Raw genomic sequence first — 25828 nt, forward strand, 5'->3', positions numbered from 1 at the left:
AGGCCTCGTTTCAATAAGGGTCATAGCATGGCAATGGTCTACGTGGCGCGCAGCGCCGCTCTGACGAAGTGGGCCTCCGACGTCGGCCAGGGCAAACACATCTTCAAGCTGGGCGTGGCCGAGGACAAGGACGCCATGAAGGCCGCCGTCGAAGCCGGCTGGGCCGGCGAGAGCGACTGGAAGGTCGTGCACAGCCAGGAGGTGGAAGACGCAACCGAAGAGGACGTGACCGCCCGCCTGATGCGCAAGGAAAAGACCATCGACCCGAACTACTACCCCAAGCTGAAGGGGACGGGTGGCATCTTCCGCATCACGCTGACCAACGTGCAGAACAGCCTGCTGGTCGCCAAGGCGATGACCGCTGACGAGCCGCTGACCGAAATCAAGGTCAAGCCGAAGGACATCGCCGAATACATGATTCGCAACGCGGTGCCGTCCTGATGACGGACGCCCCGGCCGTCTCTACCAACGGGACCGTCTTCACCATCGGCTATGAGCGCGCCTCGCTCGACGGCGTGCTGCGGACGCTGAAGGCGCGCGGCGTGGGCGTGGTGCTGGACGTGCGCGACCTGCCCCTGTCGCGCCGCGCCGGCTTTTCCAAACGCCCCTTCTCCGCTGGGTTGGAAGAGGTCGGCATCGGCTACGTCCACCTGAAGGGGCTGGGCACGCCGAAGGAAGGCCGCGTCGCCGCCCACCAGGGTGACATGGACCGGTTCTGGAACATCGTCGAAGAAAAGATGCAGACTCCGGAGGCCGAGCACGATTTGCAGCGCGCCGCCGAGATCGCCCGCGAGCGCCCCGCCTGCCTGCTCTGCTTCGAGGCGTCGCCGCACGTCTGTCACCGGCTGCGCGTCGCCGAGGCGCTCCACGACCGCTTCGGCTTCACCGTCGAGCATCTGTCCGCCACCGAGGCGTCCTTTTAGGAACACTCCCGATGCAGTCCCGCTGGTCCCATTTCGACGCGCTGTCCACCCGCGAGCTGTATGCCTTGCTCCACCTGCGCAGCAGCGTTCTGGTGGTCGAGCAGGCCTCGCCCTACCCCGACATCGACGGCAAGGACCTGGACGCGCATCACTTGGTCCTGTGCGCCGACGACGACCCAACACCCATCGGCGTCGCCCGCGCGCTCGGCCCCGATCCGGAGACGGGGGCGGTGTCCTTCGGCCGCCTCGCCGTGGCACCGGCGTGGCGCGGCAAGGCGCTGGGGCGGCGGCTGGTGTCGGAATCGTTGGACTTCCTCGCCCGCCATTGGCCGAACCATGACGTGGTGATCGGCGCACAGCTCTACCTGGAAGCCTTCTACGGCAGCTTCGGCTTCCGCCGCGTCAGCGAGGTCTACGACGACGTGGGCATCGACCACATCGACATGCGGCTGACGCGCTGATCCCCTATCCGACGACCATCCTCTGCAAAGTCTCCAGCCGGTCGGCCTCCCCCGCCGGCTTGTCCCAGCGGATGCGGTGGACGCGCGGGAAGCGCATGGCGAGCCCGCTCTTGTGCCGGTTCGACGGATGGACGCTGTCGAACGCGACCTCCAGCACCAGCCCCGGTTCGACCTCCCGCACGGGACCGTATTTGCGGACGGTGCGGTTGCGCACCCAGCGGTCGAGTTCCACCAGTTCCGCGTCCGTGAAGCCGAAATAGGCCTTGCCGACCGGGACCAGCTCGTCGCCGCGCCAGACGCCGAAGGTGAAATCGGAATAGTAGCTGGACCGCTTGCCGTGCCCGCGCTGCGCGTACATCAGCACGGTGTCGAGCGTCAGCGCCCCGCGCTTCCACTTGAACCAGGGGCCTTTCGGCCGCCCGGCGGTGTAGGCGCTGTCGCGGCGCTTCAGCATCAGCCCTTCGATGCCGTTCTCCCGCGCCCCTTCGCGGAGCGACTTCAGCGGCTCCCACCCGTCGAAGGGAACCAGCGGCGACAGGTCCATGCGCCGTGGCCGCACCGCCTCGTACCATCGCTCCAGCCGGGCGCGCCTCTCCATGAAGGGTAGAGCGCGCAGATCCTCGTCGCCGTCGAACAGGATGTCGTAAAGGCGGACCCAGGCCGGAAACTCTTGGATCATCTTCGCGGTCACCGTCTTGCGGTTCAGCCGCTGCTGCAGGTCGTTGAAGGAGGCCACGACGCCGTCACGCGCCACCAGCAGTTCACCGTCCAGCACGGCGTCGAAGCTCATGTGGTCGGCGATGTCGGGAAAGGCGGCGGACAGCTCGTCGCCGGTGCGGCTGTAGATGCGCCGCTCCCCACCCTTGGCCGCCAACTGCACGCGGATGCCGTCCCACTTCCACTCGGCGGAGTATTCGGCCGGGTCCAGCCCCGCCATGTCCTCCTCTTCCAGGGGATGGGACAGCATCAGCGGGCGGAAGCCTGCGCCGTGCCCGGCGGAGGGGCGCTCCGCCCTGCCCTCCAGCCACGCGAACAGATCCACATAGGGCGGGGTCAGGCCGTGCCAGCATTCCTCCAGCGCGCCGACCTCGACCTTGCCCCACTCGGCCAGCGCCGTCTTGGCGAGCCGCGCCGACACGCCGACCCGCAGGCTTCCGGTGATCAGCTTCAGCAGCGCGAACCGCCCGGACGCGTCCAGCGTGTCGAGCCAGCCTTCCACCAGTTCCATGACCTGCGACCGCTTGGCGGCGCGCAGCGTGTCCACGACCTCGCTCAGCGACGGTGGCAGGCTGTTGGCGCGCTCCGGACGCTCCGGCCAGATCAGCGCCACCGTCTCCGCCAGATCGCCGACATAATCATAGGACAGCGCGAACAGTTCCGGATCGACGCGCGCAGCGACCAGTTGCCGGATCGCCGCCGGCTTGGCCTCGTGGAAGACCAGCGTTTCGGTCAGCGAGGCCAGCGCCCATCCCCGCTCCGGGTCGGGCGTGGTCGCGAAGAAGTCGGCCAGCAGCCGGATCTTCCCGTTGCGCGAGGGCATGAAGACCAGCGCGTCGATGAGGTCGGCGAAGCGGTTCATCCCGCGTCCTCCTCCTCGAACCCGACCAGCGCCAGGGCGCGCGCCCGGATGCCGCGTTGGGTCGCGTGGTGGACCAGCGCCTCCTCCCGCCCATGGGTCACCCAGACCTCCGGCGCGCCGACGTCCTCCAGCGTTTGGGTCAGTTCGTCCCAGTCCGCGTGGTCGGAGATGACCAGGGGCAGCTCCACGCCGCGCTGCCGCGCCCGCTGGCGCACGCGCATCCAGCCGGACGCCATCGCCACCACCGGATCGGCCAGCCGCCGCGCCCAGCGGTCGGCCACCGCCGCCGGCGGGGCCAGCACCAGCGCGCCCTTCAGGTCATCCTTCGCCGCGACCGTCGCCGGCCGCAACGCGCCCAACTCCACCCCGAACCTTTCATACAGAGTGCAGATCGGCTCCAGCGCGCCGTGCAGGTAGATGGGCCGGTCATAGCCCGCCGCGCGCAGCAGCGTGATGACCCGCTGGCATTTCCCCAGCGCGTAGACGCCGACCACATGGCTGCGCTCCGGAAAGACCGCCATGGAGTGCAGCAGCTTGTTCACCTCGCCCAAGTCCGGTGGGTGGCGGAATACCGGCAGGCCAAAGGTCGCCTCGGTGATGAAGACGTCGCAGGGCACCGGCTCGAACGGCGCGCAGGTGCGGTCAAAGCGCCGCTTGTAGTCGCCGGACACCACGACGCGGCTGCCCGCGTGTTCCAGCACCACCTGCGCGCTGCCCAGCACATGCCCGGCGGGGACCAGCCGCACCGTCACCTCGCCGATGCGGAGCGTCTCGCCATAGTCCAGCGGCTGCATCGTTCCGCCGGCCCCCTCGCCCAGCCGCTGCCGCATGATGGCGAGCGTCCCCGGCGTGGCGAGCACATGTCCGTGGCCCGGCCGCGCGTGGTCGGAATGGCCGTGGGTGATGACCGCGCGCTCCACCGGGCGCAGCGGGTCCACGTAGAAGCCCCCGGGCTCCACAAAGAGACCTTCGGGGCAGACTTTGATCCAGCGTTCGGGTGGCACGTGTTTGGCTAGCGGGGCGGCGGGCATTCCCCCAATATAGGCGCATCGTTCAAAAGGACAAAATTCCGAAGCAACGGGAGAGACGACCATGCACCCCACCCTGCTGCCGACGCCCGAGGTCGCCGACGCGCTGAACGAAGGCCGGCCGGTGGTGGCGCTGGAATCCACCGTCATCTCCCACGGCATGCCCTATCCGAAGAACCTGGAGACGGCCCGCGGGTTGGAAGCCCTGATCCGAGCCGAAGGCGCCGTTCCCGCCACCATCGCCGTCCTTGACGGGCGCATTCGCATCGGGCTGGACGACACCGCCCTAGAACGCCTCGCCTCCGGCGGCAAGGAGGTGCTGAAACTCAGCCGACGCGATCTCCCCGTGGCGCTGGCGACCGGGGCCGTGGGTGCCACCACCGTCGCCGCGACCATGATCGGCGCCCGCCTCGCGGGGATCCGGATCTTCGCCACGGGCGGGCTCGGCGGTGTTCATCGCGGCGCCGAAACCAGTTTCGACGTGTCCGCTGACCTTGACGAGTTGGCCCGCACCAGCGTCTGCGTGGTCTGCGCCGGGGCCAAGTCGATCCTCGACCTGCCCAAGACGCTGGAGGTGCTGGAGACGCGCGGCGTGCCGGTGCTGGGCTTCGGCACGGAGGAGTTTCCGGCATTCTACAGCCGCAACTCTGGTCTGCCTGTCTCCCATCGCTGTGACAACGTAACCGAGGTCGCGCGCATCCTCCGCGCCAAATGGGACCTTGGGCTAGAGGGCGGCGTGGTTCTCGCCAACCCGATCCCGGAGGCCGACGCGCTCGACGGCGCCGCGATGGAAGCCTGCATCGCCGAGGCACTGGCCGACGCGGATGCCAAGGGAATCAAGGGGAAAGCGGTCACGCCTTTCCTTCTGGCCGCGCTGGAACGCATCACGGCGGGGCGCAGCCTGACCGCCAACATGGCGCTGATCCGCAACAACGCCATCGTCGCGGCGCGTCTTGCGGCGGCTCTCACGGCCCTCCCCCGACCGATGGCCTAGAACTTTGTACAGAAGGGGTAAGCCCTCTGCGACCATCGGACTTAAGACCCCGTTAACTCCCCTGGAGCGAATCTGGGGCCGTTCTATAGCGGAGGTCTCTATGCGTGCGCCCAGCTCGTCGAACCTGGTTTCCCGGATGATCGCCATGGCTGCCCAGCCCGACGAAGCCATCGGTGAAGCCGACACCCGCCCCGCCGCGCGGGTCAAGCGGATCGTCTGGGCTTCCCAAGCCGCCAAGCTGCGTGGTTCCCTGCCGTCGCGCCTTGTCCATGAGATCGAGTGCGCGGTGACCGCCGACCTCGACAGCATGGAGCTGCCGGAAATCTTCTTCACCTCGGTCGAGTTCGCCGGCCGCGTCGTCACCTGCGACCTGGACGCCGACGGCACCGCCTCCATCTTCGGCCTGATCGAGGCCAACGAGTATGACGAGTTGGTCGAAGAGGCCGGCGACGACGCCCTGTTCGGCGTCGATTGGGACGGCGTCTACGTCACGCCCGCGCGCACGCGACATTGAGCCTTTCCTCCTGTTGGGACGAGCATCCGGGGCCTCATCGGCCCCGGTTTCGTCAGCGCAGGAGAACGGCTTTGGGCACCATCAAGCACCCCAGCGGCAGCGGTTCCGTGACGCCCCAGCAGGAGGGCGGCAAGCACCCACGCGGCACCGAAGCCAAGAGTTACGACCAGAACCGCAAAATGGACCGGGAGCGGGAATCCCCGCCCATGGACCCGGACGGTGAGCGCCGCGCCAAGGGTCCCGACGCTCGCGACGCCTTGACGGATCGCGGCAACGACCAGCTCGAAAACCCCGGTATCGGCTCCTCCAAGGGCACCACCGACAGCGGTGAGCGCGGCATAGAGGAGCGCGACGAGGGACCCGGCATCGCGACGCCGAGTTAAGGCGTTACCCCAACACTCGGGCCAGGATCACGTCCAGCTTCTTCAGCAAGGCAGGATCGCGCTTGTCCGGCGCGGTCATCAGGGCGTTGTCGAGGGCGGTGTGGCAGCCTTGGGCGCACAGGCCGTCGCGCACCGCCAGCTTCGGCGCCAGTTGCTTGACCAGCGAGCGGGCCTTGTCGGCGTTGGCGATCACCACCTTGATGACGGCGTCCACGGTGACGTGGTCGTGGTCCGGGTGCCAGCAGTCGAAGTCCGTCACCATCGCCACGGTCGCGTAGCACATCTCCGCTTCGCGGGCGAGCTTGGCTTCGGGCATGTTGGTCATGCCGATCACGTCGCAGCCCCAGCTGCGGTACAGCTCGGACTCGGCCTTGGTCGAGAACTGCGGGCCTTCCATGACCATGTAGGTGCCGCGCCGCTGGTGCGGGACCTTCAGCTCAACCAGAGCTTCCTCGATGAGATCGCCCAGCCGGCCGCAGACCGGATGGCCCAGCGCGACGTGCGCCACCATGCCGGTGCCGAAGAAGGTCTTCTCGCGGGCGAAGGTGCGGTCGATGAACTGGTCGATCACCACGAAGGTGCCCGGCGGCAGGTGCTCCTTCAGCGAACCGACCGCCGACACCGACAGGATCTCCGTCACGCCCAGGGCCTTCAGCGCGTAGATGTTGGCGCGGAAATTCAGCTCCGACGGCGGGATGCGGTGGCCGCGGCCGTGGCGCGGCAGGAAGACCAGCGTCTGGCCGTTCAGCTCACCGGTCAGCAGTTCGTCCGACGGGTCGCCGAAGGGCGTTTCCACCTTCACCCAGCGCTTGTTCTCCAGCCCGTCGATGTCGTAGACGCCGCTGCCGCCGATCACGCCGAGCACCGGCGCGGTCCCGGTTTCCGCCATGGTCCAAAGCCTCCGATTGAATGGAGGCCGCAGTATTCCGGCTCAGCCCCGCAAAGGCAACGCTCACCTACATGGTCCGGATCAGCACGACCAGCAGAGTCAGATAGACCGCCGCCTTGGCCGCCGTGACCAGCCGGGCGGAGCCCCAGACCGGCACGCCCGTCCGCAGCAGCAGCGGCACCAGCGCCATGCCCGCCGCGAAGCCGCCGAGATGCGCCCCCCAGGCCACGTCGGCCAACCCCGTTTCCGGTGCCGGCGGCATCAGGGTCATCAGCACGTTGAAAACCAGGAAGCCTCCGACCACGAAAGAGGCCGGCACCCTCGGTCCCGGCGACATGCCCAGCACGGCCTGCGGGTGCAGCAGCAGATAGGCCCCCATCACCCCGCAGATCGCCCCGCTCGCCCCGACCAGCGGGGCCATGCGGTCGGCGGCCAGCGCCCCTTCGACCAGAGCCCCCGCAACCGCGCACAGCACGAAGAACAGCAGGTAGCGCAGGCTTCCCATCGCCCGCTCCACCGCGTCGCCGAAGGCCCAGAGCGCCAGCATGTTGCTGACCAGATGTCCCGCGTCGCCGTGGATCAGCACATGCCCGAACAGCCCGCGCCACAGGTCCCAGGTCGGCAGCGGCCCGGCCAACTCCACCGTTCCGAAGAAATAGGCGGGCACGAAGGCGAAGGGCTCCGGCGGCAGCGCCAGCACGAAGGCCAGCGTGCAGACCAGAATGAGCCCCCGGTTCACATAGGCGTACTGCTGCGCCACGCCTTTTTCCTTTCGCCGCCTTCTCCCGATATGGTGGCGCTCCAGCCGATCGCCAGCCCGATGCCGCCAGCCCGATGCACCCGCCCTACCCCGGTCGGCCGCATTGGTCGCGGAGCCGCCGGGTGGCACAGTTTTCCGTCACCAAGAATCAACGAATAGGGGGAACCGCCATGACCATCGGCCTGGACGTGGAGCGCCGTGGGCGCGTGATGCTGCTGACCATGAACGACCCCGCCACCCGCAACGCGCTGAGCGGCGAGATGATGGCGCGGGGCCGCGAGGCGCTGGACGAGGCCACCCACGACGAGGGCGTCGGCGCCATCGTCCTGACCGGCGCGGATGGAGCCTTCAGTTCCGGCGGACACCTGACGCGGCTGTACGACCACGCCCACAAGTCCCGTTCCGAGAACCGCGACGCCATCGAGCGTTTCCACGGTTGGGTCCGCATCATGCGCGAATGCCCCAAGCCCATCGTCGCGGCGGTCGAGGGCCCGGCGGCCGGGGCCGGCTTCTCGCTGGCGCTGGCCTGCGACCTGATCGTCGCGGCGGAGGACGCTCGCTTCCTGACGGCCTATGTCCGGGTCGGGCTGAACGCGGATGGCGGCGCTTCGGCCTCGCTCGCCCGCGCGCTGCCGCCGCAGCTCTACGCCGAGGTGATGCTGGACGGCGGACCGGTGGACCCGCAGCGTCTGCACGGTTTCGGCGTGGTCAACCGCGTCGTGGCGCGTGGGCAGGCGTTGCCCGAGGCGCTGGCCTGGGCCGCCACGCTGGCCGATGGCCCCACGGCGGCGATGGGCCGCGCCAAGCGTCTGATGGAGCTGGCCTACGGCAACTTCGCCACCCAGCTCGCCCGCGAGAGCGACCTGTTCGTCGAAGCCCTCCACCACACCGAGGCCAAGGAAGGCATCGACGCCTTCTTCGAAAAACGAGCGCCGAAGTTCCACGGGCGTTAACGAATGCGGCAACCCAACCTGTTGTGCAGATTTCGGGAACACTCAAATCTGCACAACGTGCCTCATCGGCGTTGGATCATAGGTTTACGGCGTATTGCCTGTGCCCTGACATTGCGCACGGACTGTACAACGATTTGCCTCGTGTCCCGCCGGCCGTTCCCGGTCCGACCGCAAACCGCGCTCAGGCGGCAACGACCCAGTCGGCGGAGAACTGCTCCCCGCGAACGCCGGCCAGGGTGACGTTGTCGCTGTCCGAGAAGACGAGCACCGCCTCACCGGCACCGTTGGCCGTCACCGTGTAGGTCCGGCCGGCGGTCAGGCCGATGCGGTCGCCTTCGGCGGCGTTGAAGTCGGTGATCCGGTCGCTGCCGCCGCCGATGATGAAGACGAACAGGTCGGCGCCCTCCCCGCCGGTCAGCGTATCGTCGCCGGCGTCGCCCGACAGGCGGTCGTTGCCGAGGTCGCCACACAGCCGATCCGCCTCGGCGCCACCGAACAGGCTGTCGTCACCGAGCCCGCCGAACAGCTGGTCACCGCCGGCGTTACCGAACAGAAGGTCTGACCCGGCGTTGCCGAACAGAAGGTCGGCGCCGGCCCCACCTGACAGGGCATCGCCGTTGCCCCCACCAACCACCGTGTCGTCACCCTCGTCGCCCACGACCACGTCGGCGCCGAGGTCACCGCTCAGCAGATCGTTGTCGCGCCCTCCGAACAGCACGTCGTCACCGGCCCCCCCATACAGCTGGTCGGAGCCGGCGTTGCCGAACAGCACGTCGTTGCCGGCGTTGCCGAAAGCCAGGTCGGAACCGGCAGCCCCGAAGAGCGTGTCGTCACCGCCACCGCCCATGAGGGTGTCGTTTCCGCCCTGTCCGGTCAGAGCGTCGGCCGCGTCCGTGCCGGCGGCCCGCATCCCCGCATCGACCGGAGGCAGCGGCATCGGAGGCAGCGCCACCCCGCCGAACAGGCCGGCCTTGATGGCGTCGTACTTGCGATAGTCGACCTGCCAGCTGTCGTTCATGATGCCGCCGGTGTCACCCGAACCGGGGCTCCAGGCCCAGTAGGTCCAGCTGGCGCCCTGGTCGCCGTTGGCCAGATCGATGGTGCCGTTGCCGTCCCAGTCGCCGTTCATGTACTGGACCAGCTTGGGCATCCACTTCTGGTCGATGGCGGTCTCCATGCGGCTGCCGAACTCACCGACCAGCACCGGCGCCTCGTCGTTCTTGATGAAGTGGCCCCACATCTGGTCCCACTTCGCCGGCATGTTGTTCGGGAAGTTGCCGTCGTTGAACCAGGACATCATGTGCAGCGACGGGCCGTAGTCGTGCACCGAGTAGACCAGCTTGTCCGGCGTGTTGAACTTGACCTCGTAGTTCTTCTCGCCGAGCAGGTTGCCGCCCCACCAGTACCACTGGTTCTGGTAGGTCTCGATGCCTTCGACGATCAGCAGCCAGTCCTTGTTCACCGACTGGATGGCGTTGCCGATGCGCTCGGCCGCCCGCGCCCAGTCGGTCGCCGGGTTGCCGTCGCCCCAGGTCGCCGGGTTGTGCGGCTCGTTGTGCAGGTCGGCGCCGATGACCGCGTCGTTGCCCTTGTAGCGGGTCGCCAGCATCTTCCAGTTCTCGATCATCTTCGATTCCGGGTACTGGCTGGTGTACCAGAGCCCGTTCTCGTTGGCCGAGGCGCCGTCGCCGGAGCGATGGTGGTCGAGGATGATCTTCATGCCGATCTTGTCGGCGTGCTCGATGATCTTGTCGAACACCTCCAGCGAGGTCTTGCCGACCAGATCGGGGTTCTTGGCGTAGTCGATGCCGGTCGGGCGGCGGCCGGCGTCGAGCATGGCGTCGGAGTAGGGCAGGCGGATGACGTTGAAGCCCAGCTCCTTCATCTTGGCCATCTGGTTCTGGTAGCTGTCCATCCACAGCCCCTGCGGCGCGAAGGCGTAGCCCTCGGCCCCGAACCAGTTGACGCCGGTCAGCTTCACCGCCTTGCCGGTGCTGTCGATGATCTGCCCGCCGTCGGTGGACAGGAAACCCGGCGCGATGGTCGTCATGGTCGTTCACGTCGTCTGGAGGCCGAAGCCCGGTTGGGTTCGGCAATCCTAAGTCGGCGCGACCGGAACCAATTGTGAACAGTTTTAGGCAAATTGCGAAGAAAGGGCGACGTGCGGCTTTATCTCGGCATCCGCTTCGTCTCAAGGAGGCTTTTGTGGGGCGGTGGGCGAGGGGGACGCCGGTCCGCATTCGGCACCCACTCCGTCAGCGCCCTCTTCAACTGCTCGAGGATCGCGTCCGGGATAATTGGCTCTTTGCGTCGTGCCATTCAGGAGCGCTTTCCGCTTCAGAACAACCTCGCCGAGCATGAAATCTTGGACACTCCCCAGAGCAGCGGACATCTCGGCACCCTACAAGAGCACAAACCATTCCCAGCCTTCCTCCTGCGCAACTTTAAGGCGCAAAAGGGAGTGACAGCTTGCCCCTCCCCGTCAACCTGCAGGGTCCATCGCCCCATTCACAGCCCGCGTACATTGAAGTACTCTCACGACGATTGGCCTGCTTGCTCCGGGAACGTCGGCCAACACCCGCAACAAATGTTCGGCCGCGAGCACCCCCATGAAGCGCATGCCCCCTCCACCCATACATTGGTCCAACGCACAGCCAGCACCCAGTGGTACCCACACACCACAAACAGCCGTCCAGCCGAAAGCGGCTGCTTCCACGGTGCGCTTCCTGCCGCCCCCCACGCCCGCGCCCCAACCGCACAGGCCACACCACCATTCACATTTACCCCATCCCGCACCGCGCGGACTCGCCACGCCCGTGGCCCAACCACTTAGGCCAGGCCATCACATCCGTCCGGTGAGGAACGCGCCTCCCCCCGCCTTACCCGTGCAGGCCGCCCAGCCATTCAGACCGCGTCATGACAAGCCCCGCGCGCTTCCCGCGGCAGGCGGACATGTCGCACACGTGGCACACCCCCTCAGGCCGCATCATCATTCCCAGGCAGTGGCAACCGTTCCATGCGGCAGCCGCGCCGTCATCCAACGGATGAAGAGAAGCAACGATCTGAGCAAGCTGATCATCACCGTTTTTTCCAGCGACATCGATGTCGAAAACCACGCATTTGGCTTTAACGAAGACGTAGATCATGGGCTTTATTTGGAGCTGGACTATTTAAACTCGGCCGGAATGGTCATGGGGACGAGAGCAAAAATTTGCAGAGCAGCGATAAAAAAGTACAAAGAATCCTATAAAACCACAAAAATTCCGAAAAGGTCTCTTTTCGGGTATAATAATCCAGCACATAATTCAAAGGTCGGCCTCTCAATACTGGAGGACGGCGCGCACACACCCTACGACGATTCGCGCTGGGACGACAAGGAGGACTGGCTGCTCGACCCAGAACGAAACTTCATTACATATTCGCCAACAAGCCGCAAGATGGACGACGTCTTCACACAAGGTCATTCCAACGTCGTTTTCGGACATGACAAGGGTGCCTCCGAGCACTTCAACGAAATTGGCCACAAGCAAACTCCGCAACAAAACAGGCAGTGGAATAACCAGAAGACGACTTATCATGGACTTGAAAATTATAAAAAATCCGCAAAAACGGGCGCCCACTCCGATCGGTACATGACACCTTCAAAGAAGGCGGGAAGTCACTCAATGTACTGGGATAAAAATCACGACAATTATAGAGAGCAATATCAGGAATAGAGTCTGACATTTTACGGAAATTAACCTTTACACTCCTCCTTCAACTGAATTGGAGGGGGAATGAATTCTGGGCACAGGACTTTCGGGTCACTCGCGAACCCTCCACCCCGCCCCTTCGCCAGAAGGGAGAGCCGATGGGAGCATCATTGTTCTTGCTCCGTTCCCACCTCCCATCTATCCTCCGCGCACGCGGCGCGGCATCCGGGTTTGGGGGAATGAAACAGCACAGCGGTTCATGTTTCATGGCGTTTCATCCCGTTTCATTCGCGCCTGACGGACCGGTCCATGGATGAGGGCGTGCCCTCCCCTCTCCCGCCCAAGGTCGCGGGGTGGTTTCGGGCGCGGGGGTGGGTGCCGCATCCGCACCAGCTCGCCATGGTCGAGGCGGCGGTGGCCGGAGACAGCGCTCTGCTGATCGCACCCACCGGCGGGGGAAAGACGCTGGCGGGATTCCTGCCCTCGCTGATCGAGCTGGCGGAAAGGCCGCGCGAGGGGCTGCACACGCTCTACATCTCGCCGCTGAAGGCTCTGGCGGTGGACATCCAGCGCAATCTGGAGGAGCCGGTCGCCGAGATGCGGCTGCCCATCCGCACGGAAACCCGCACGGGCGACACGCCGGAATCCAAGCGGCGGCGGCAGAGGGCGCACCCGCCGCAGATCCTCATGACCACGCCGGAAAGTCTGGCGCTGCTGCTGTCCTACGCCGACGCGGAGAAGATCTTCCGGCACCTGCGCTGCGTCATCGTGGACGAACTGCACGCGCTGGCCGGGACCAAACGGGGCGATCTGCTGGCGCTGGGGCTGGCGCGGCTCGGGCGGCTGGCGTCGGGGGCGCGGCGGGTCGGGCTGTCGGCCACGGTGGCGGAGCCGGACCAGCTGCTCGCGTGGCTGTCGAAGACCGGGCGGGCTGAGAGTGGCGACGTCCGGCTGGTGACGGGGCGCGCGGGGGCCTCGGCGGAGGTGGAGATCCTGGAGACGCGCGAGCGGCTGCCCTGGGCCGGGCATCGGGCGGCGCACGCGCTGGGCGAGGTGTACGAGCGCATCCGGGGGCACCGCACCACGCTGGTCTTCGTCAACACCCGCGCCCAGGCCGAGATGGTCTTTCAGGAGCTGTGGCGGATCAACGAGGACGGGCTGCCGATCGCGCTCCACCACGGCTCGTTGGCGGCGGAGCAGCGGCGCAAGGTGGAGGCCGCCATGGCGGCGGGGAAGCTGCGGGCGGTGGTGGCGACCTCCTCGCTCGACCTCGGCATCGACTGGGCGGCGGTGGACCTCGTGGTGCAGATCGGGGCTCCGAAGGGGGCGAGCCGGCTGGTCCAGCGCATCGGCCGCGCCAACCACCGGCTTGACGAGCCGAGCCGCGCCCTCTTGGTGCCCACCAACCGGTTCGAGGTGCTGGAATGCCGCGCCGCCGTCGATGCGGTGCGGGCGATGAGCTTGGACGGCGAGCGGCCCCGGCCCGGCGGGCTCGACGTGTTGGCGCAGCACATGCTGGGGATGGCGTGTGCGGAGCCGTTCCTGGCGGACGAGCTGTATGAGGAGGTGGTGAGTGCCGCGCCCTACGCCGGGCTGGGGCGGGACGAGTTCGACGACGTGCTGGACTTCGTGGCGACGGGGGGATACGCGCTCGGCGCCTATGAGCGGTTCCGGCGGTTGGTGGTGCGGGAGGATGGGCGGATGGCGGTGGCCGGGCCGGCAGTGGCGCGGCAGTACCGGATGAACGTCGGCACCATCACGCAGGAGGCCATGCTGCGCGTCCGCATGAATCGCGGCCCGGTGCTGGGCGAGGTGGAGGAATACTTCATCCAGGGACTGACGCCGGGGGACACCTTTGTCTTTGCGGGGCAACTGCTGAAATTCCTCGGCGTTCGGGAAATGGAGGCGCAGGTCGCCAAGGGTGGTCAGGGGGAGCCGAAGGTGCCGGCCTATGCCGGCGGGCGACTGCCGCTGACCTCGGCGTTGGCGGAGCGGGTGCGGGCGATGATCGCCGATCCCGGCTGCTGGGACGGGCTGCCGGAGGACGTGCGGGAGTGGCTGCGGCTGCAACGCTGGCGCTCGGTACTGCCGGAACGGGACGGGCTGCTGGTCGAGACCTTTCCGCGCGGGGGGAAGCGGTTTCTGGTGGCCTACGCGTTCGAGGGGCGGAACGCGCACCAGACACTGGGCATGCTGCTGACCCGACGGATGGAGCGGATGGGCCTCGGGCCGCTGGGGTTCGTGGCGACCGACTATGTGCTGGCGGTGTGGTCGCTGCGGTCGCCGAAGAATATGGACGCGCTGTTCGACCAGGACATGCTGGGCGACGATCTGGAGGCTTGGATGGACGAGTCCTCCATGCTGCGGCGGACCTTTCGGAACGTGGCGCTGATCACGGGGGTCATCGACCGCCGGCATCCGGGGCAGGAGAAGACCGGGCGGCAGGTGACCTTTTCGTCCGACCTGATCTACGACGTGCTGAGGAAGCACGATCCGGGGCATGTGCTGCTGCGGGCGACGCGGGCCGATGCGGCGGGCGGGTTGACGGATGTGCGGCGGCTGTCGGACCTGCTGGCGCGGGTGAAGGGGCGGATCACGCACAAGGAGCTGGAGCGCATCTCGCCGCTGGCCGTGCCGGTGATTTTGGAGATTGGGCGCGAGAAGGTGGACGGCAGCGCCACGGATGAGCTGTTGGAGCAGGCGGCGAACGAACTGGTCGCCGAGGCGATGCCGGAGTTTGGGGATGGTGGGCTCTTCAATTGAGTTTCGCGGTGCGGCGTTGAGGCTGGATGCCTCCGGGGCCTTATGGTGGCCGGGGGAGCGGACGCTGGTGGTCGCCGACCTGCATTTGGAAAAGGGCTCCGCCTTCGCGGCGCGCGGGCGGATGCTGCCGCCCTACGACACGCGGGCGACGCTGGACCGGCTGGCGAGGCTGGTGGAGCGGGTCTCACCGGAGCGGGTGCTGTGCCTGGGCGACAGCTTTCACGACCGGCGCGCGGCCGGAAGGATGGAGGCCGGGGATGTGGAGCGCTTGCTCGGGCTGACGGAGCGGGTCGCCGATTGGGTGTGGGTGACCGGGAACCACGATCCGGAGCCTCCGGAGGGGTTCGGCGGGCGGGTCGTGGAGGAGATGGTGTTGGGGCCGTTGGTGTTTCGGCACGAGGCGGTGAAGGGCGCCGTGGGCGAGGTGTCGGGGCATCTGCACCCGGCGGCGGCCGTGCTGGTGCCGGGGCGGCGGGTGCGGGAGCGGTGCTTCGCCTTCGACGGCGGGAAGCTGATCCTGCCGGCCTTTGGGGCCTTCACCGGAGGGCTGAACGTGCTGAGTCCGGCGGTGGCGGGGATGTTGGCGCCCCGGTTCGAAGTGCATCTGCTGGCGCGCGGAAAGGTCCACCGCTTTCCCAGCGGGCGCCTGTCACCGGATTGATAAAGGTGGCCCGGAGAGCGGGGGGTCTCTCCGGGCCGAGGTTCCTGCCGGGCTGGCGGACAGCCAGGCGGGGGACAACGGTGTTCAGTTCGGCATGATGACCGTGTCGATCACGTGGATGACGCCGTTGGAGGCCGCGATGTCGGCCTTCGTCACCTTGGCCTTGTCCACCATCACGCCGCCCTTGGTCGCGTCAATGTCCACGGTCGTGCCCTGGACGGTCTTGGGCGAGGCCGTCTTGCCGGTGATGTCGCCGGCCATGACCTTGCCGGGCACCACATGATAGGTCAGTACGGAGCGGAGCTTGTCGCGGTTCTCCGGCTTCAGAAGATTTTCGACCGTGCCCTGGGGAAGCTTCGCGAAGGCCTCATCCGTGGGGGCGAAGACGGTGAAGGGACCCGGCCCCTTCAGCGTGTCCACCAAGCCGGCCGCCTGCACGGCCGTGACCAGCGTGTTGAACTGGCCCGCCGACTTGGCAGTGTCCACGATGTCCGCCGCGCTGGCAGCATTAGCGGCAAAAGCCAGCGGCAGGGCGACGGCGGCGGTCTTCAGAAGCTGCGACAAACGGGACATGGATTTTCTCCAGTTTGGTGTGTCTCTCTCCCGCCCTCGACCGCGGGACCGGCGTGGCACTGAACGAAATGATTGCCGCCGTGCTCTCCGGTCCCGCGCCGGGGCTGTGACTGCGGAAATAGCGGCGGCGAAACGGTGGTCAACGGTGATTTGTGAAGAAAAATTTTTTATGCTGTGGTGATCCAAGTGAAAACATCGTGCGTAGCATAGCAGACGCGTAACGCCCAAAGTGCGCAACGACTGATTCGATGATCTATTATTTGCAGAAAGCACCATGACCACCGAACCCGCACCCATCATTGTTTGGCTTCGGAACGATCTTCGCTTGGCGGACAATCCGGCTTTGAGCGATGCGGTGGCGAGCGGCGCGCCGGTGGTGCCGGTCTTCATCCGGGAGGAGGACGCGGCGGACCCTTGGCTGCCGGGGGCCGCCTCCCGCTGGTGGCTGCACGGCAGCCTGGAGCGGCTGGGTGAGGCGCTGGCGCGGCTGGGCTCGCCGCTGGTGCTGCGGTCGGGGGAGCCGGCGGCGGTGCTGGGGGCTCTGGTCCAGGAGACCGGGGCCGGAACGGTGCTGTGGAACCGCCGGCACGCTCCGGCGGCCATGGCGCGGGACCGGCGCGTGGAGGAGGAACTGACGGCACGCGGCGTCACGGTGCGCAGCCACAACGCCGGCCTGCTGTTCGAGCCGCAGTCGGTGCGAACCAAGACCGGCGGGCCGTTCAAGGTGTTCACGCCCTTCTGGAAGGCCCTGCGGGCCATGCCCGACCCGGCGCACCCGGCGCGGGCGCCGGAGCGGCTGGTCGGGCCGGCGCAGCCTGTGCGCAGTGAATCGTTAGAGGATTGGGGCTTCCTGCCAACCAAACCGGACTGGGCGGGCGGCTTGCGCGAGACCTGGACGCCGGGTGAGGCGGCGGCGCGGGAGCGGTTGGCGGATCTCCTCGATGGGCCGGTGGCGCACTATCCGACGCTGCGCGACCGCCCGGACACGGACGGCACCTCGTCGCTGTCGCCGCATCTGGCCTTCGGAGAGATCGGGCCTCGGCAGATCTGGCACGCCGCGCTCTATGCGGCGGACGCTCGGCCGGAGTTGGCGCCGGGGATCGAGGCGTTCTTGCGGGAGTTGGGGTGGCGGGAGTTCAACCACCATCTGCTCCACGCCTTTCCGGGGCTGCCGGACACGCCGCTGGACCAGCGCTTCGCGCGGTTTCCGTGGCAGGAGGATGAGGCGGGGCTGAAGGCTTGGCAGCGGGGCCGGACCGGCTATCCCATCGTGGACGCGGGCATGCGGCAGCTGTGGCAAACAGGCTGGATGCACAACCGCGTACGGATGATCGTCGGCTCCTTCCTGATCAAGGACCTGCTGCTGCCCTGGCAAGCGGGCGAGGCGTGGTTCTGGGACACGCTGGTGGACGCTGACCTCGCCAACAACGCTGGCAACTGGCAATGGGTGGCGGGTTGCGGGGCCGACGCTGCGCCCTTCTTCCGCGTCTTCAACCCGGTGCTTCAGGGCGAGAAGTTCGACCCGGAGGGCGATTACGTCCGCCGCTTCGTGCCAGAGCTGGCGGACCTGCCGGCGCGCTGGATCCACAAGCCGTGGCAGGCGCCGGAAGGCGTGCTGCGGGACGCGGGCCTGCGGCTGGACGTCGATTACCCGCGCCCCATCGTCGATCATGGTACCGCGAGAGACCGCGCGCTGGCCGCCTATGAGGGAATGCGCAAGACGGCCAATTGACCACAATGGAATTCACTCCCGAGTCACGGGACCGCAAAGAAACCGTCATGGACGGCCGGTAAGGTGCGCCCGCCTGAACGTACAACACGACCAACCAAACGGCGAATACGAGGCGAGGCGAGAGCATGGACACCGGTGATCTGCCCCGGAAGGGCACCAAGTACCTGACCTTCGAAGCGCGCGAGGACATCGGGTCCAACCCGTCCGACAACCCGACCATGGGCGACGTCATCAACGCGCGCTTCGGCCGCCGCGAAATGATGCGCGGCATGCTGGCCGGCACGGCAATGAGCGCGCTGCTCGGTCCGACCGCCCTGCTCGCCAGCCGCGAGGCGGAGGCCGCAGCACCGCGCAAGGCGTCCTTCAGCTTTCAGGAAGTGGCCCATGGCGTTGACGAGACGCACCACGTCGCCGCCGGCTACGACGCCGATATCCTGATCCGCTGGGGCGATCCGGTGCTGCCCGGCGCGCCGGCCTTCGATCCGATGAAGCAGACGGCGTCGGCGCAGGCCATGCAGTTCGGCTACAACAACGACTTTGTCGGCTACGCGCCGCTGCCCATGGGGTCGAAGTCTCCGGATCGAGCCCTGCTCTGCGTGAACCACGAATACACCGACGAGGAGGTCATGTTCCCCGGTGTCGGCGTGGAGCAGCAGAAGGGCAAGTTCGCCCGGATGACCAGGGATCTGGTGGACATCGAGATCGCCGCGCACGGCGGCTCGGTGGTCGAGATCCGCAAGGTGCGGGGGAAGTGGGTCTACGACCCGAATTCCAAGTACAACCGCCGCATCACCGGCGAGACGGAATGCGCCATCACCGGCCCGGCCGCCGGCCACGCGCTGATGAAGACCGGCTACGACCCGACCGGCACCAGGGTGCGCGGCATGCTGAACAACTGTGCCGGCGGCATGACGCCGTGGGGCACCTGGCTGTCGGCGGAAGAGAACTTCAACGGCTACTTCTGGGGCAAGGTCGAGGACACCAACCCGAACGCCAAGGCGCTGAAGCGCTATGGCTTCCCCGGCGAGTGGTACAACTGGGGCCAGCACCACGACCGCTTCGACATCGCCAAGGAGCCGAACGAGTCCAACCGCTTCGGCTGGATCGTCGAGATCGACCCGTACGACCCGACCTCCACCCCGAAGAAGCGCACGGCGCTCGGCCGCTTCAAGCATGAGGCCTGCCAGATCGCTGTGGGCAAGGACGGCACCGTGGTCGCCTACACCGGCGACGACGAGCGGTTCGACTATGTCTACAAGTTCGTGGCGTCGAAGAAGTTCAACCCGAGAAACCGCGCCGCGAACATGGACATTCTCGCGGACGGCATTCTGTATGTGGCGAAGTTCAAGCCGGACGCGACGGTGGAATGGCTGCCGCTGGTGCACGGCCAGGGTCCGCTGACGGCGGAGAAGGGCTTCCCCGATCAGGCCACGGTGCTGATCAACGCCCGCCTCGCCGCCGACGCGCTGGGCGCCACCAAGATGGACCGCCCGGAGGACATCGAGGTCAACGCGAAGACCGGCAAAGTCTACGTGATGCTGACCAACAACTCCCGCCGCAAGCCGGAGCAGGTGGACGCCACCAACCCGCGCGCCGACAACAACTGGGGTCACATCGTCGAGATCCTGCCGGAGAACGGCGATCACGCCTCGACCAAGGGTCACTGGCAGATTCTGCTGCGCGCCGGCAACCCGGCCGATGCGGCGGTGGGCGCGCAGTTCCACGCCGATACCTCGGCCAACGGCTGGTTCTCCTGCCCGGACAATGCGGCGGTGGACAATCGTGGCCGCCTGTGGGTGACCACCGACCAGGGCGAGAACTGGAAGAAGGCGTCGGGCACCGCCGATGGCGTCTGGGCCGTGGAGACCGAGGGCGACCTGCGCGGCCTGTCCAAGATGTTCTTCCGCGTCCCGGTCGGGGCGGAGATGTGCGGCCCCTGCTTCTCGCCGGACGACCGGACCCTGTTCGTCGCCGTCCAGCACCCGGCGACCGACGGCGTCGATCAGTGGGACAAGTTCCAGGGCAAGCTGTCGTCCTTCGAAGATCCGGCGACCCGCTGGCCCGACTTCAAGCCGAACATGCCACCGCGCCCGTCGGTGGTCGCGATCACCAAGAAGGGCGGCGGGGTCATCGGCCTCTGAACCGTCCCAAGACAAGAGCAGCGACACTCGCCTGAAGGGGGCGGTTCCGCGAGGGGCCGCCCCTCATTCTTTGGCGCCCGTCTGGAAACCGGCGGGGCGATGTTATAGAGTAACAGCATGTCCGCCGCCCGCCCCGCCGACCACGACCACACGCACTGCATCGCCGACGCGCTGACGCGCGCCGATGCGCTGTGCGCGGAGCGTGGGGCGCGGCTGACCGCCCTGCGCCGGCAGGTGCTGGAACTGGTGTGGACCAGCCACCGGCCGCGCGGCGCCTACGCCATTCTGGAAGATCTCAGCCAGCGCGAGGGCAAGTCCACCGCGCCGCTGACCGTCTACCGCGCCCTGGAATTCCTGGTGGAGCAGGGTCTGGTCCACCGGATCGAGTCGCTGAACGCCTACATCGGCTGCGCCGCACCGGGCGCCGTGCATTCCGGGCAATTCCTGGTGTGCGAGGCGTGCGGCAACGCTGTTGAGATTGACGACCCGCGAATCCGCGCCGCCATCGACACCACCGCCGCCGAGCGCGGTTTCCGGGTGAACCGCCCCACCGTCGAGGTGCGGGGCATGTGCACCGATTGTCAGGAGAAGAGTCCGTGAGCGACGTCGCCGCCCCTCCCGCCCGCCTGCCCGTTTCGGTGCTGACCGGCTTTCTCGGCAGCGGCAAGACCACGCTGCTGCAAAAGCTGCTGCACCATCCGGGCATGGCCCGCACCGCCATCGTCATCAACGAGTTCGGCGAGGTCGGGCTGGACCATCTGCTGGTCGCCAAGGCGTCGGAGAACATGGTGCTGATGGACAGCGGCTGCCTCTGCTGCACCATTCGCGGCGATCTGGTGGACACGCTGCGCGACCTGTTCCTGAAGCGCGTGAAGGGCGAGATTCCGGAGTTCGACCGCGTGGTGGTGGAGACGACCGGCCTCGCCGACCCCGCCCCGATCATCCACACGCTGATGAGCGACCCGCTGCTGGCCGCGCGCTTCCGGCTGGACGGCGTCATTTCCACGGTGGACGCGGTGCACGGCTCCAACCAGCTGGACCGCCAGCCGGAGAGCGTGAAGCAGGCCGCCGTCGCCGACCGCATCGTGCTGACCAAGACCGACGTGGCGACGCCGAACGCGACGCTAGCGCTCGTCCAGCGGCTCGGCACCATCAACCCGGCCGCTCCGGTGATCCCGGCCGCGCACGGCGACGTGGACCCGAGGCAGCTGTTCGACGCCGGCCTCTTCAATCCGGAGACCAAAAGCCCCGACGTGGCCCGCTGGCTGAGGGAAGAAGCCTACCGGGACGAGCACGGGCATCACGACCATGGGCACCATCACCACGATCATGATCATGGGCATGACCACGAGCATGACGATGCCTGCGGTCCCGACTGCGGGCACGATCATGACCATGGGCATCATCACCACGACGCGAACAGGCACGACGACCACATCCGCGCCTTCTGCATGGTGGTGGACGAGCCGATCGGATGGAACAGCTTTGTCGATTTCATGGAGGCCCTGATCGCCACCGGCGGCGAGAACCTGCTGCGCATCAAGGGCTTGCTGAACGTGAAGGAAAGCGAGCTGCCGGTGGTGGTCCACGGCGTCCAGCACATGTTCCACCCGCCGGTCCGGCTGGACGAGTGGCCCAGCGACGACCACCGCTCCAAGATCGTGTTCATCACCCGCGACCTCGGCCAGACGGTGATCGAGCCGCTGTTCGACCAGTTCGTGCGCAACGCCGCCGCCTGATCACTTCACCTTGTAGAGCTGGAAGTGCCGGCCCTCCCGCAGGAGGGTCAGGTGCTCCGGCACCGGGTTCGCCTGCCTCGGCTCGGTGAACAGGACATAGACGTAGCCGTAGCGCTTCGGCCAGTTGGTCCAATAGTGGTTGTCGCGCGCGGTCGGGTTCCGCACCGCGTCGGCGACGTAGCTGATGCGCGGCATGTAGGTGAAGGAGCCGTCCAGGTCCACATAGGGCGGCTTCAGCAGCAGGATCTGCTTGCCCGGATGGGTAAAGGCGATCGGCACCATGCTGGACCGGTCCATCAGCGCCAGCACCGGCGTGTGGTGCAGCCCGAAGGCCAGGGCTCGGTCATCGGTGAACTGGGCGGGGCGGAACAGCGACTTGCGCAGGGACTCGTCGGCGTAGGTGGAGAGGACCGCGCTGCCCGGCTCGATCAGCGTCATGGACTGGCGGACTTCCTCCAGCAGAGGATCGACCTTGGCCAGCGCCACCCCAGCATCGGCGCTGCGCAGCAGCGACAGGGCCAGCACGACGGAGACGAAGGCCGCGCGCATCGCGCCGCTGGCAAGCTCCCACCGCGCGAAGCCCAGCGCGACGAACATGATCGCGATGGGCAGGCGGCTGTCGGCGAACCAGGACCCGAACAGGACCAGCGGCATCGCGGCGTAGACGACCAGCCCCAGCGCGATGGTCAGGACGCCCACGGGGTGGACGCGCAGCGCCCCGCTCCACAGGCCCCACAGCACGCCGATCCCGATCGCGGCGCCGGTGACGTAGCCGACCGCGTCGGCGTAGGCGCCGAACAGGAAGTCGAAGCCCATCAGCTTGGCCGTGCCGACCCACATCACCGCGTCGGCGTAGCCCGACGACGGGCTCAGCAGCAGCAGCGGCGGCACGACCAGGAACGGCAGCGCAAAGGCCAGCAGGTCCGGCAAGGCTCGGCGCGGCTGGCGCCAATCGCCCGAACCCATCAGGCGCCACGCCTCGGAGCACAGAAGCGTCATCCCGTAGAGGCCCAGCGCGAAGAGATGCGAGGCGAACAGCACGAGCACGAAGACCAGCGAGACCAGCCCGCGCACCCAGGCGTTGCGGTCCGCCAAGCCGATCCACAGCGCGATTCCCCACAGCGCCAGCCCAAGCCCGAACAGGTAGTTGAACAGGCCCATGTAGGTGGACATGGTGTAGAGGAACAGCGTACCGGCCAGCGCCCCCAGCCCCAGTCGGCCCCAGACCGCGCGGTAGAGCGCCATGGTGCCGCTGACCAGCAGCAGATAGCTGGCGGTGACGAACAGCTTGCAGGCGGTGTGCAGCCCGACCAGCAGGGCCAGCGGCGGCACCAGGAAGTCCATCACGAGGTTGGGCACGATGGCCCAACGGATCGTGTAGTACTGCTGAAGCGGAACATCCTGATCCAGATAAGTCAGGGCGTACATCCGCGTGACGTGGTTGACGTAGTCACCCAGCGCCGGAATCTCGAACATCCAGACAGGGACCACCGCCGCGACCAAGGCCAGCAGGGCCGCCGGCCACAGCAGTGCGGCGTCGGAACGTGCCGGCGCGTGCCAGCCGAGGCTGTCCTGGTTCAGCATGAGGCGGGCTCCTCCGGGGGCGGGACGATGGCGAGTGCCGGTGCTGAGCGGAGATCGTCCGGGTACCGGTTGCGCAGGCCGGCGCGGTAGTCGGACCAGAAGCCGCGCAGCCCCTTCAGGTCGAAACGGCGGTGGACGAGGAAGTACAGCGTGTACTTCGCCATCATGCGGGCGATGGCCTCGCGCTCGTAGGTCGCGTGGATGTAGCCCATGTTGCGGAAGAAATAGGTGGTCCGGTTCGCCGGCATCTCCTCCACGGTACCGAGCAGGCCGCCGGCCAGCGGCCTCTGGGTGCGGCGGTTGCGCGGGTGGACGTGGCGGGCGTGCACGGCGGTGCCGTCCTTCAGCCCGGCGCGGCGGGCGCGGAGCGTGAACTCCCACTCGTCGCCCCAGATGAACATCTCGCGCTTGACGTTGCCGATCCGCTCGAACACCCGGCGGCGCAGCATGGTGCCGTTGAACAGCGCGATGGCGTCGGGGACGATCCCGTCGCACGCCGAGGCGACGAAGGTCGCCGCGCGGGTGTGGCCATGCATGGCGAAGGCGAGGTCGGCCTGATCCTCCGCCGCCACGACCATCGGGCCGACGAGGTCGAGGTCGTGCCGCTCGCCTTGGCGCAGCAGTTCGGCCAGCGCGCCGGGCGCCGGGATGCCGTCGTCGTCGGTGCTCCAGATCCATTCGGCGCCGAAGCGCAGCGCCGTCTCGAAGGCCGTGTGGTAGGCCCCGGCCGACCCGACATTGGGCTGGCGGACGACGATCAGTTCGGGGATGCGCTCGCGCTGTTCGGTCAGCCACTCCGCCGTGCCGTCGGTGGAGCCGTTGTCCACCACGACGATGCGGCCGGGCCTCGGCTCCTGGGCGTGGATGGCCGCGACGCAGCCGCGCAGCAGCGACAGCCGGTTGTGCGTGACGACGACCGCGATCACGTGTGCGGCGGCACCGGGCGGCGCGCCGCTGGGCGTGAGGGCTTCGGACATGCGGATCGGCTCTCCGTCTTGTGCCGGACGACAGGAAGCGACACGGCGCGGCCACGGCAGGACAGCCGGCGGAGGTGCCCGCCGCGCCGCACACAAGCCCTAGGTTTTCGCTGAGTCAGGTCCGGGCAATGATCCGGACGGAGAGGCGCCCTGTCTTTCGCATAGCGCGGAATCCCCAAGGACCCGTCAGACGTGGTCCCGTCAGAAGAGACGCATCCAGCCGGTGCCCCACAGCCAAAGAACCGCGAACCCCATGGACAGCAGCGTTATGGGAACGCCGCAGCGAGCGTGCTCGATAAAGCCTAGACGGACGCCGGACGCCTCCGCCCGCTCGGCCACGATGATGTTGGCAAGGCTGCCGGGGAGCAGGAAATTGCCGGCCAGGGTCGATAGAACGGCCAGACCGTAGAGCGCGCCTTCCGGCGGCGACGGCCATGCGGACAGCAGCAGGATCACGGCGGGCACGTTGCCGATGCTGTTGCTCGCCGCCAGCGCCAGCGGCGCCATCACCGCCAGCCGGTCGGGCAGCAGCCCCGCCCCCTCCAACCAGCCGACCATCTGAGCGGGAAGGCCCGTCAGGCCCAGCGCGTGGTTGACCGCGAACAGGGCGGCGAACAGCACCAGCAGATGCCAGTCCACCACGCCCAGCATGCCGCGCGTGGCGAGCCGCCGGCTGACCAGCATGGCCCCAGCGACCAGCAGCACGCCCGTCTCGTGCGGCAGCGGCGTCGCGAACAGCGCCAGCAGGGCGACCGTGGCGACGACCGCCTTGGCCAGCTGGGCGCGGTCCAGCGCGACCGGCTCGGCGGCGTGGTCGGCGGTGGGCAGGCCGAAATGGTTGCGCCACACCAGCCAGACCACGCCATAGACCAGCGCGAGGCCGACGAGCGCCGGCACCCCGCAGACGCCGAGGAAGCGCCAAAAGTCGAGGTGGCCCATCTGCCCGATCAGGATGTTCTGCGGGTTGCCGATGACCGTCGCGGCGGAGCCGGCGTTGGCGGCCCCGGCCAGCGCGATCAAGTAGGGCCGGGGGTCCAAGCCGCGCGCCATCAGCCCGACGCACAGCATCGGCGTCATGGCGAAGACCACCACGTCGTTGGCGAGTACCGCCGACAGCCCCCCGGCCACGACGACGGTCACTGCGAGAAGGCGGGCGGGCGAGCGGGCTCCTTGCGCGACGCGCAGCGCACACCAGTCGTAGAAGCGGCTGGCCGCATATTGCGCCGACAGGACCATCAGCCCGAACAGGATGAAGATGGTCGGGAAGTCGATGGCCTCGACCACCTGACGGGAATCAAGCGCGCCGATGCCCAGCAGCAGGATCGCGGCGACAAGCGCGATGCCCGTGCGGTCAATGCGGAGTCCGGGAAAACGGCCCAGCGCCATGCCCAGATAGGTGGCGGTGAACAGGGCGACGATGGTGGCGGTCATGAGCGCGCTTATAGCCCACCACGAGCACCGTGCCAGCCTGTTGGTTGGGCC

Annotated in this window: 23 protein-coding genes; 14 read left to right on the forward strand and 9 right to left on the reverse strand. The window is 67.6% G+C overall.

Annotated features, from left to right (window positions below):
- Positions 1-27: 27 nt before the first annotated feature.
- The 3 genes from J2852_RS00320 to J2852_RS00330 are packed head-to-tail and all read left to right on the forward strand — an operon-like array spanning position 28 to position 1384.
- Complete coding sequence (locus tag J2852_RS00320; RefSeq protein WP_209869214.1) at positions 28-441, forward strand: hypothetical protein; 414 nt, start codon at positions 28-30, stop codon at positions 439-441.
- On the forward strand, positions 441-923 hold the full coding sequence (locus J2852_RS00325) for a DUF488 domain-containing protein (protein WP_209869217.1): 483 nt from the start codon (positions 441-443) through the stop codon (positions 921-923). Before J2852_RS00320 ends, J2852_RS00325 begins: the two co-directional genes overlap by 1 nt.
- Before the next feature lie 11 nt (positions 924-934).
- The gene (locus J2852_RS00330; RefSeq protein WP_209869219.1) at positions 935-1384 is read left to right on the forward strand and encodes a GNAT family N-acetyltransferase; all 450 of its coding nucleotides are present in this window, start codon (positions 935-937) and stop codon (positions 1382-1384) included.
- Between the two features lie 4 nt (positions 1385-1388).
- Here J2852_RS00330 and J2852_RS00335 read toward each other — a convergent pair whose 3' ends face one another.
- Together J2852_RS00335 and J2852_RS00340 are read right to left on the reverse strand one after the other, a co-directional pair.
- Positions 1389-2963 (reverse strand): cisplatin damage response ATP-dependent DNA ligase, encoded by a 1575-nt coding sequence (locus tag J2852_RS00335; protein ID WP_209869222.1) that lies wholly within the window; start codon positions 2961-2963, stop codon positions 1389-1391.
- A complete protein-coding gene (locus J2852_RS00340; protein WP_209869224.1) occupies positions 2960-3994 on the reverse strand; it encodes a ligase-associated DNA damage response exonuclease in 1035 nt (344 codons plus the stop codon). Before J2852_RS00340 ends, J2852_RS00335 begins: the two co-directional genes overlap by 4 nt.
- Positions 3995-4055: 61 nt before the next feature.
- On the opposite strand from J2852_RS00340, the gene J2852_RS00345 reads away from it, so the two are divergent.
- From J2852_RS00345 to J2852_RS00355, 3 genes are all read left to right on the forward strand, one after another.
- On the forward strand, positions 4056-4985 hold the full coding sequence (locus tag J2852_RS00345; RefSeq protein WP_209869227.1) for a pseudouridine-5'-phosphate glycosidase: 930 nt from the start codon (positions 4056-4058) through the stop codon (positions 4983-4985).
- A gap of 100 nt (positions 4986-5085) precedes the next feature.
- Positions 5086-5499, forward strand: a complete 414-nt coding sequence (locus J2852_RS00350; protein ID WP_209869230.1) for a hypothetical protein — start codon at positions 5086-5088, stop codon at positions 5497-5499.
- Between the two features lie 71 nt (positions 5500-5570).
- On the forward strand, positions 5571-5882 hold the full coding sequence (locus J2852_RS00355; protein WP_209869231.1) for a hypothetical protein: 312 nt from the start codon (positions 5571-5573) through the stop codon (positions 5880-5882).
- 4 nt (positions 5883-5886) lie between these two features.
- On the opposite strand, the gene J2852_RS00360 is transcribed toward J2852_RS00355, so the two are convergent.
- Entirely contained in the window at positions 5887-6771 is an 885-nt protein-coding gene (locus tag J2852_RS00360) for an S-methyl-5'-thioadenosine phosphorylase (protein ID WP_209869234.1), read from the reverse strand.
- Between the two features lie 67 nt (positions 6772-6838).
- The gene (locus tag J2852_RS00365) at positions 6839-7531 is read right to left on the reverse strand and encodes a rhomboid family intramembrane serine protease (protein ID WP_343206640.1); all 693 of its coding nucleotides are present in this window, start codon (positions 7529-7531) and stop codon (positions 6839-6841) included.
- Between the two features lie 170 nt (positions 7532-7701).
- Here J2852_RS00365 and J2852_RS00370 point away from each other — a divergent pair, with 170 nt between their 5' ends.
- Entirely contained in the window at positions 7702-8484 is a 783-nt protein-coding gene (locus J2852_RS00370) for an oxepin-CoA hydrolase, alternative type (protein WP_209869237.1), read from the forward strand.
- A gap of 181 nt (positions 8485-8665) precedes the next feature.
- Here J2852_RS00370 and J2852_RS00375 read toward each other — a convergent pair whose 3' ends face one another.
- Complete coding sequence (locus J2852_RS00375) at positions 8666-10534, reverse strand: cellulase family glycosylhydrolase (RefSeq protein WP_209869240.1); 1869 nt, start codon at positions 10532-10534, stop codon at positions 8666-8668.
- 913 nt (positions 10535-11447) lie between these two features.
- On the opposite strand from J2852_RS00375, the gene J2852_RS00380 reads away from it, so the two are divergent.
- The 3 genes from J2852_RS00380 (at position 11448) to pdeM (ending at position 15600) form a co-directional block, all read left to right on the forward strand.
- Entirely contained in the window at positions 11448-12200 is a 753-nt protein-coding gene (locus tag J2852_RS00380) for a hypothetical protein (protein ID WP_209869243.1), read from the forward strand.
- Positions 12201-12497: 297 nt separating this feature from the next.
- Positions 12498-14939 (forward strand): ligase-associated DNA damage response DEXH box helicase, encoded by a 2442-nt coding sequence (locus J2852_RS00385; protein WP_425514340.1) that lies wholly within the window; start codon positions 12498-12500, stop codon positions 14937-14939.
- The gene (pdeM, locus tag J2852_RS00390) at positions 14920-15600 is read left to right on the forward strand and encodes a ligase-associated DNA damage response endonuclease PdeM (RefSeq protein ID WP_209869249.1); all 681 of its coding nucleotides are present in this window, start codon (positions 14920-14922) and stop codon (positions 15598-15600) included. Before J2852_RS00385 ends, pdeM begins: the two co-directional genes overlap by 20 nt.
- An 84-nt stretch (positions 15601-15684) precedes the next feature.
- On the opposite strand, the gene J2852_RS00395 is transcribed toward pdeM, so the two are convergent.
- Positions 15685-16173 carry a fasciclin domain-containing protein gene (locus J2852_RS00395; protein ID WP_209869252.1) on the reverse strand — a complete coding sequence of 163 codons (489 nt, stop codon included), beginning with the start codon at positions 16171-16173 and terminating at the stop codon, positions 15685-15687.
- Positions 16174-16447: 274 nt separating this feature from the next.
- Between J2852_RS00395 and J2852_RS00400 the strand changes: the two genes are divergently transcribed.
- The 4 genes from J2852_RS00400 (at position 16448) to J2852_RS00415 (ending at position 21785) form a co-directional block, all read left to right on the forward strand.
- On the forward strand, positions 16448-17905 hold the full coding sequence (locus tag J2852_RS00400) for a cryptochrome/photolyase family protein (RefSeq protein ID WP_209869255.1): 1458 nt from the start codon (positions 16448-16450) through the stop codon (positions 17903-17905).
- Between the two features lie 125 nt (positions 17906-18030).
- The gene (locus J2852_RS00405; RefSeq protein ID WP_209869258.1) at positions 18031-20046 is read left to right on the forward strand and encodes a PhoX family protein; all 2016 of its coding nucleotides are present in this window, start codon (positions 18031-18033) and stop codon (positions 20044-20046) included.
- A 117-nt stretch (positions 20047-20163) separates the two neighbouring features.
- Positions 20164-20646 carry a Fur family transcriptional regulator gene (locus J2852_RS00410; RefSeq protein ID WP_209869261.1) on the forward strand — a complete coding sequence of 161 codons (483 nt, stop codon included), beginning with the start codon at positions 20164-20166 and terminating at the stop codon, positions 20644-20646.
- A complete protein-coding gene (locus J2852_RS00415) occupies positions 20616-21785 on the forward strand; it encodes a CobW family GTP-binding protein (RefSeq protein ID WP_209869264.1) in 1170 nt (389 codons plus the stop codon). Before J2852_RS00410 ends, J2852_RS00415 begins: the two co-directional genes overlap by 31 nt.
- On the opposite strand, the gene J2852_RS00420 is transcribed toward J2852_RS00415, so the two are convergent.
- The 3 genes from J2852_RS00420 to J2852_RS00430 all read right to left on the reverse strand — a co-directional run bounded on the left by J2852_RS00420 (position 21786) and on the right by J2852_RS00430 (position 25777).
- Positions 21786-23369 carry a hypothetical protein gene (locus J2852_RS00420; protein WP_209869266.1) on the reverse strand — a complete coding sequence of 528 codons (1584 nt, stop codon included), beginning with the start codon at positions 23367-23369 and terminating at the stop codon, positions 21786-21788.
- Positions 23363-24346 carry a glycosyltransferase gene (locus J2852_RS00425; RefSeq protein ID WP_209869269.1) on the reverse strand — a complete coding sequence of 328 codons (984 nt, stop codon included), beginning with the start codon at positions 24344-24346 and terminating at the stop codon, positions 23363-23365. Before J2852_RS00425 ends, J2852_RS00420 begins: the two co-directional genes overlap by 7 nt.
- Positions 24347-24547: 201 nt before the next feature.
- On the reverse strand, positions 24548-25777 hold the full coding sequence (locus J2852_RS00430; RefSeq protein ID WP_209869271.1) for an SLC13 family permease: 1230 nt from the start codon (positions 25775-25777) through the stop codon (positions 24548-24550).
- Positions 25778-25828 lie beyond the last annotated feature (51 nt).

The sequence above is a fragment of the Azospirillum soli genome (genome assembly GCF_017876165.1).
Lineage (GTDB): Bacteria > Pseudomonadota > Alphaproteobacteria > Azospirillales > Azospirillaceae > Azospirillum > Azospirillum soli.

What these genes read in the sequence shown, in the direction of transcription:
- J2852_RS00320 (WP_209869214.1), top strand. Translation starts at nt 28, where the DNA reads ATGGCAATGGTCTACGTGGCGCGCAGCGCCGCTCTGACGAAGTGGGCC.
- J2852_RS00325 (WP_209869217.1), top strand. Translation starts at nt 441, where the DNA reads ATGACGGACGCCCCGGCCGTCTCTACCAACGGGACCGTCTTCACCATC.
- J2852_RS00330 (WP_209869219.1), top strand. Translation starts at nt 935, where the DNA reads ATGCAGTCCCGCTGGTCCCATTTCGACGCGCTGTCCACCCGCGAGCTG.
- J2852_RS00335 (WP_209869222.1), bottom strand. Translation starts at nt 2,963, where the DNA reads ATGAACCGCTTCGCCGACCTCATCGACGCGCTGGTCTTCATGCCCTCG.
- J2852_RS00340 (WP_209869224.1), bottom strand. Translation starts at nt 3,994, where the DNA reads ATGCCCGCCGCCCCGCTAGCCAAACACGTGCCACCCGAACGCTGGATC.
- J2852_RS00345 (WP_209869227.1), top strand. Translation starts at nt 4,056, where the DNA reads ATGCACCCCACCCTGCTGCCGACGCCCGAGGTCGCCGACGCGCTGAAC.
- J2852_RS00350 (WP_209869230.1), top strand. Translation starts at nt 5,086, where the DNA reads ATGCGTGCGCCCAGCTCGTCGAACCTGGTTTCCCGGATGATCGCCATG.
- J2852_RS00360 (WP_209869234.1), bottom strand. Translation starts at nt 6,771, where the DNA reads ATGGCGGAAACCGGGACCGCGCCGGTGCTCGGCGTGATCGGCGGCAGC.
- J2852_RS00370 (WP_209869237.1), top strand. Translation starts at nt 7,702, where the DNA reads ATGACCATCGGCCTGGACGTGGAGCGCCGTGGGCGCGTGATGCTGCTG.
- J2852_RS00375 (WP_209869240.1), bottom strand. Translation starts at nt 10,534, where the DNA reads ATGACGACCATCGCGCCGGGTTTCCTGTCCACCGACGGCGGGCAGATC.
- pdeM (WP_209869249.1), top strand. Translation starts at nt 14,920, where the DNA reads ATGGTGGGCTCTTCAATTGAGTTTCGCGGTGCGGCGTTGAGGCTGGAT.
- J2852_RS00395 (WP_209869252.1), bottom strand. Translation starts at nt 16,173, where the DNA reads ATGTCCCGTTTGTCGCAGCTTCTGAAGACCGCCGCCGTCGCCCTGCCG.
- J2852_RS00400 (WP_209869255.1), top strand. Translation starts at nt 16,448, where the DNA reads ATGACCACCGAACCCGCACCCATCATTGTTTGGCTTCGGAACGATCTT.
- J2852_RS00405 (WP_209869258.1), top strand. Translation starts at nt 18,031, where the DNA reads ATGGACACCGGTGATCTGCCCCGGAAGGGCACCAAGTACCTGACCTTC.
- J2852_RS00410 (WP_209869261.1), top strand. Translation starts at nt 20,164, where the DNA reads ATGTCCGCCGCCCGCCCCGCCGACCACGACCACACGCACTGCATCGCC.
- J2852_RS00420 (WP_209869266.1), bottom strand. Translation starts at nt 23,369, where the DNA reads ATGCTGAACCAGGACAGCCTCGGCTGGCACGCGCCGGCACGTTCCGAC.
- J2852_RS00425 (WP_209869269.1), bottom strand. Translation starts at nt 24,346, where the DNA reads ATGTCCGAAGCCCTCACGCCCAGCGGCGCGCCGCCCGGTGCCGCCGCA.
- J2852_RS00430 (WP_209869271.1), bottom strand. Translation starts at nt 25,777, where the DNA reads ATGACCGCCACCATCGTCGCCCTGTTCACCGCCACCTATCTGGGCATG.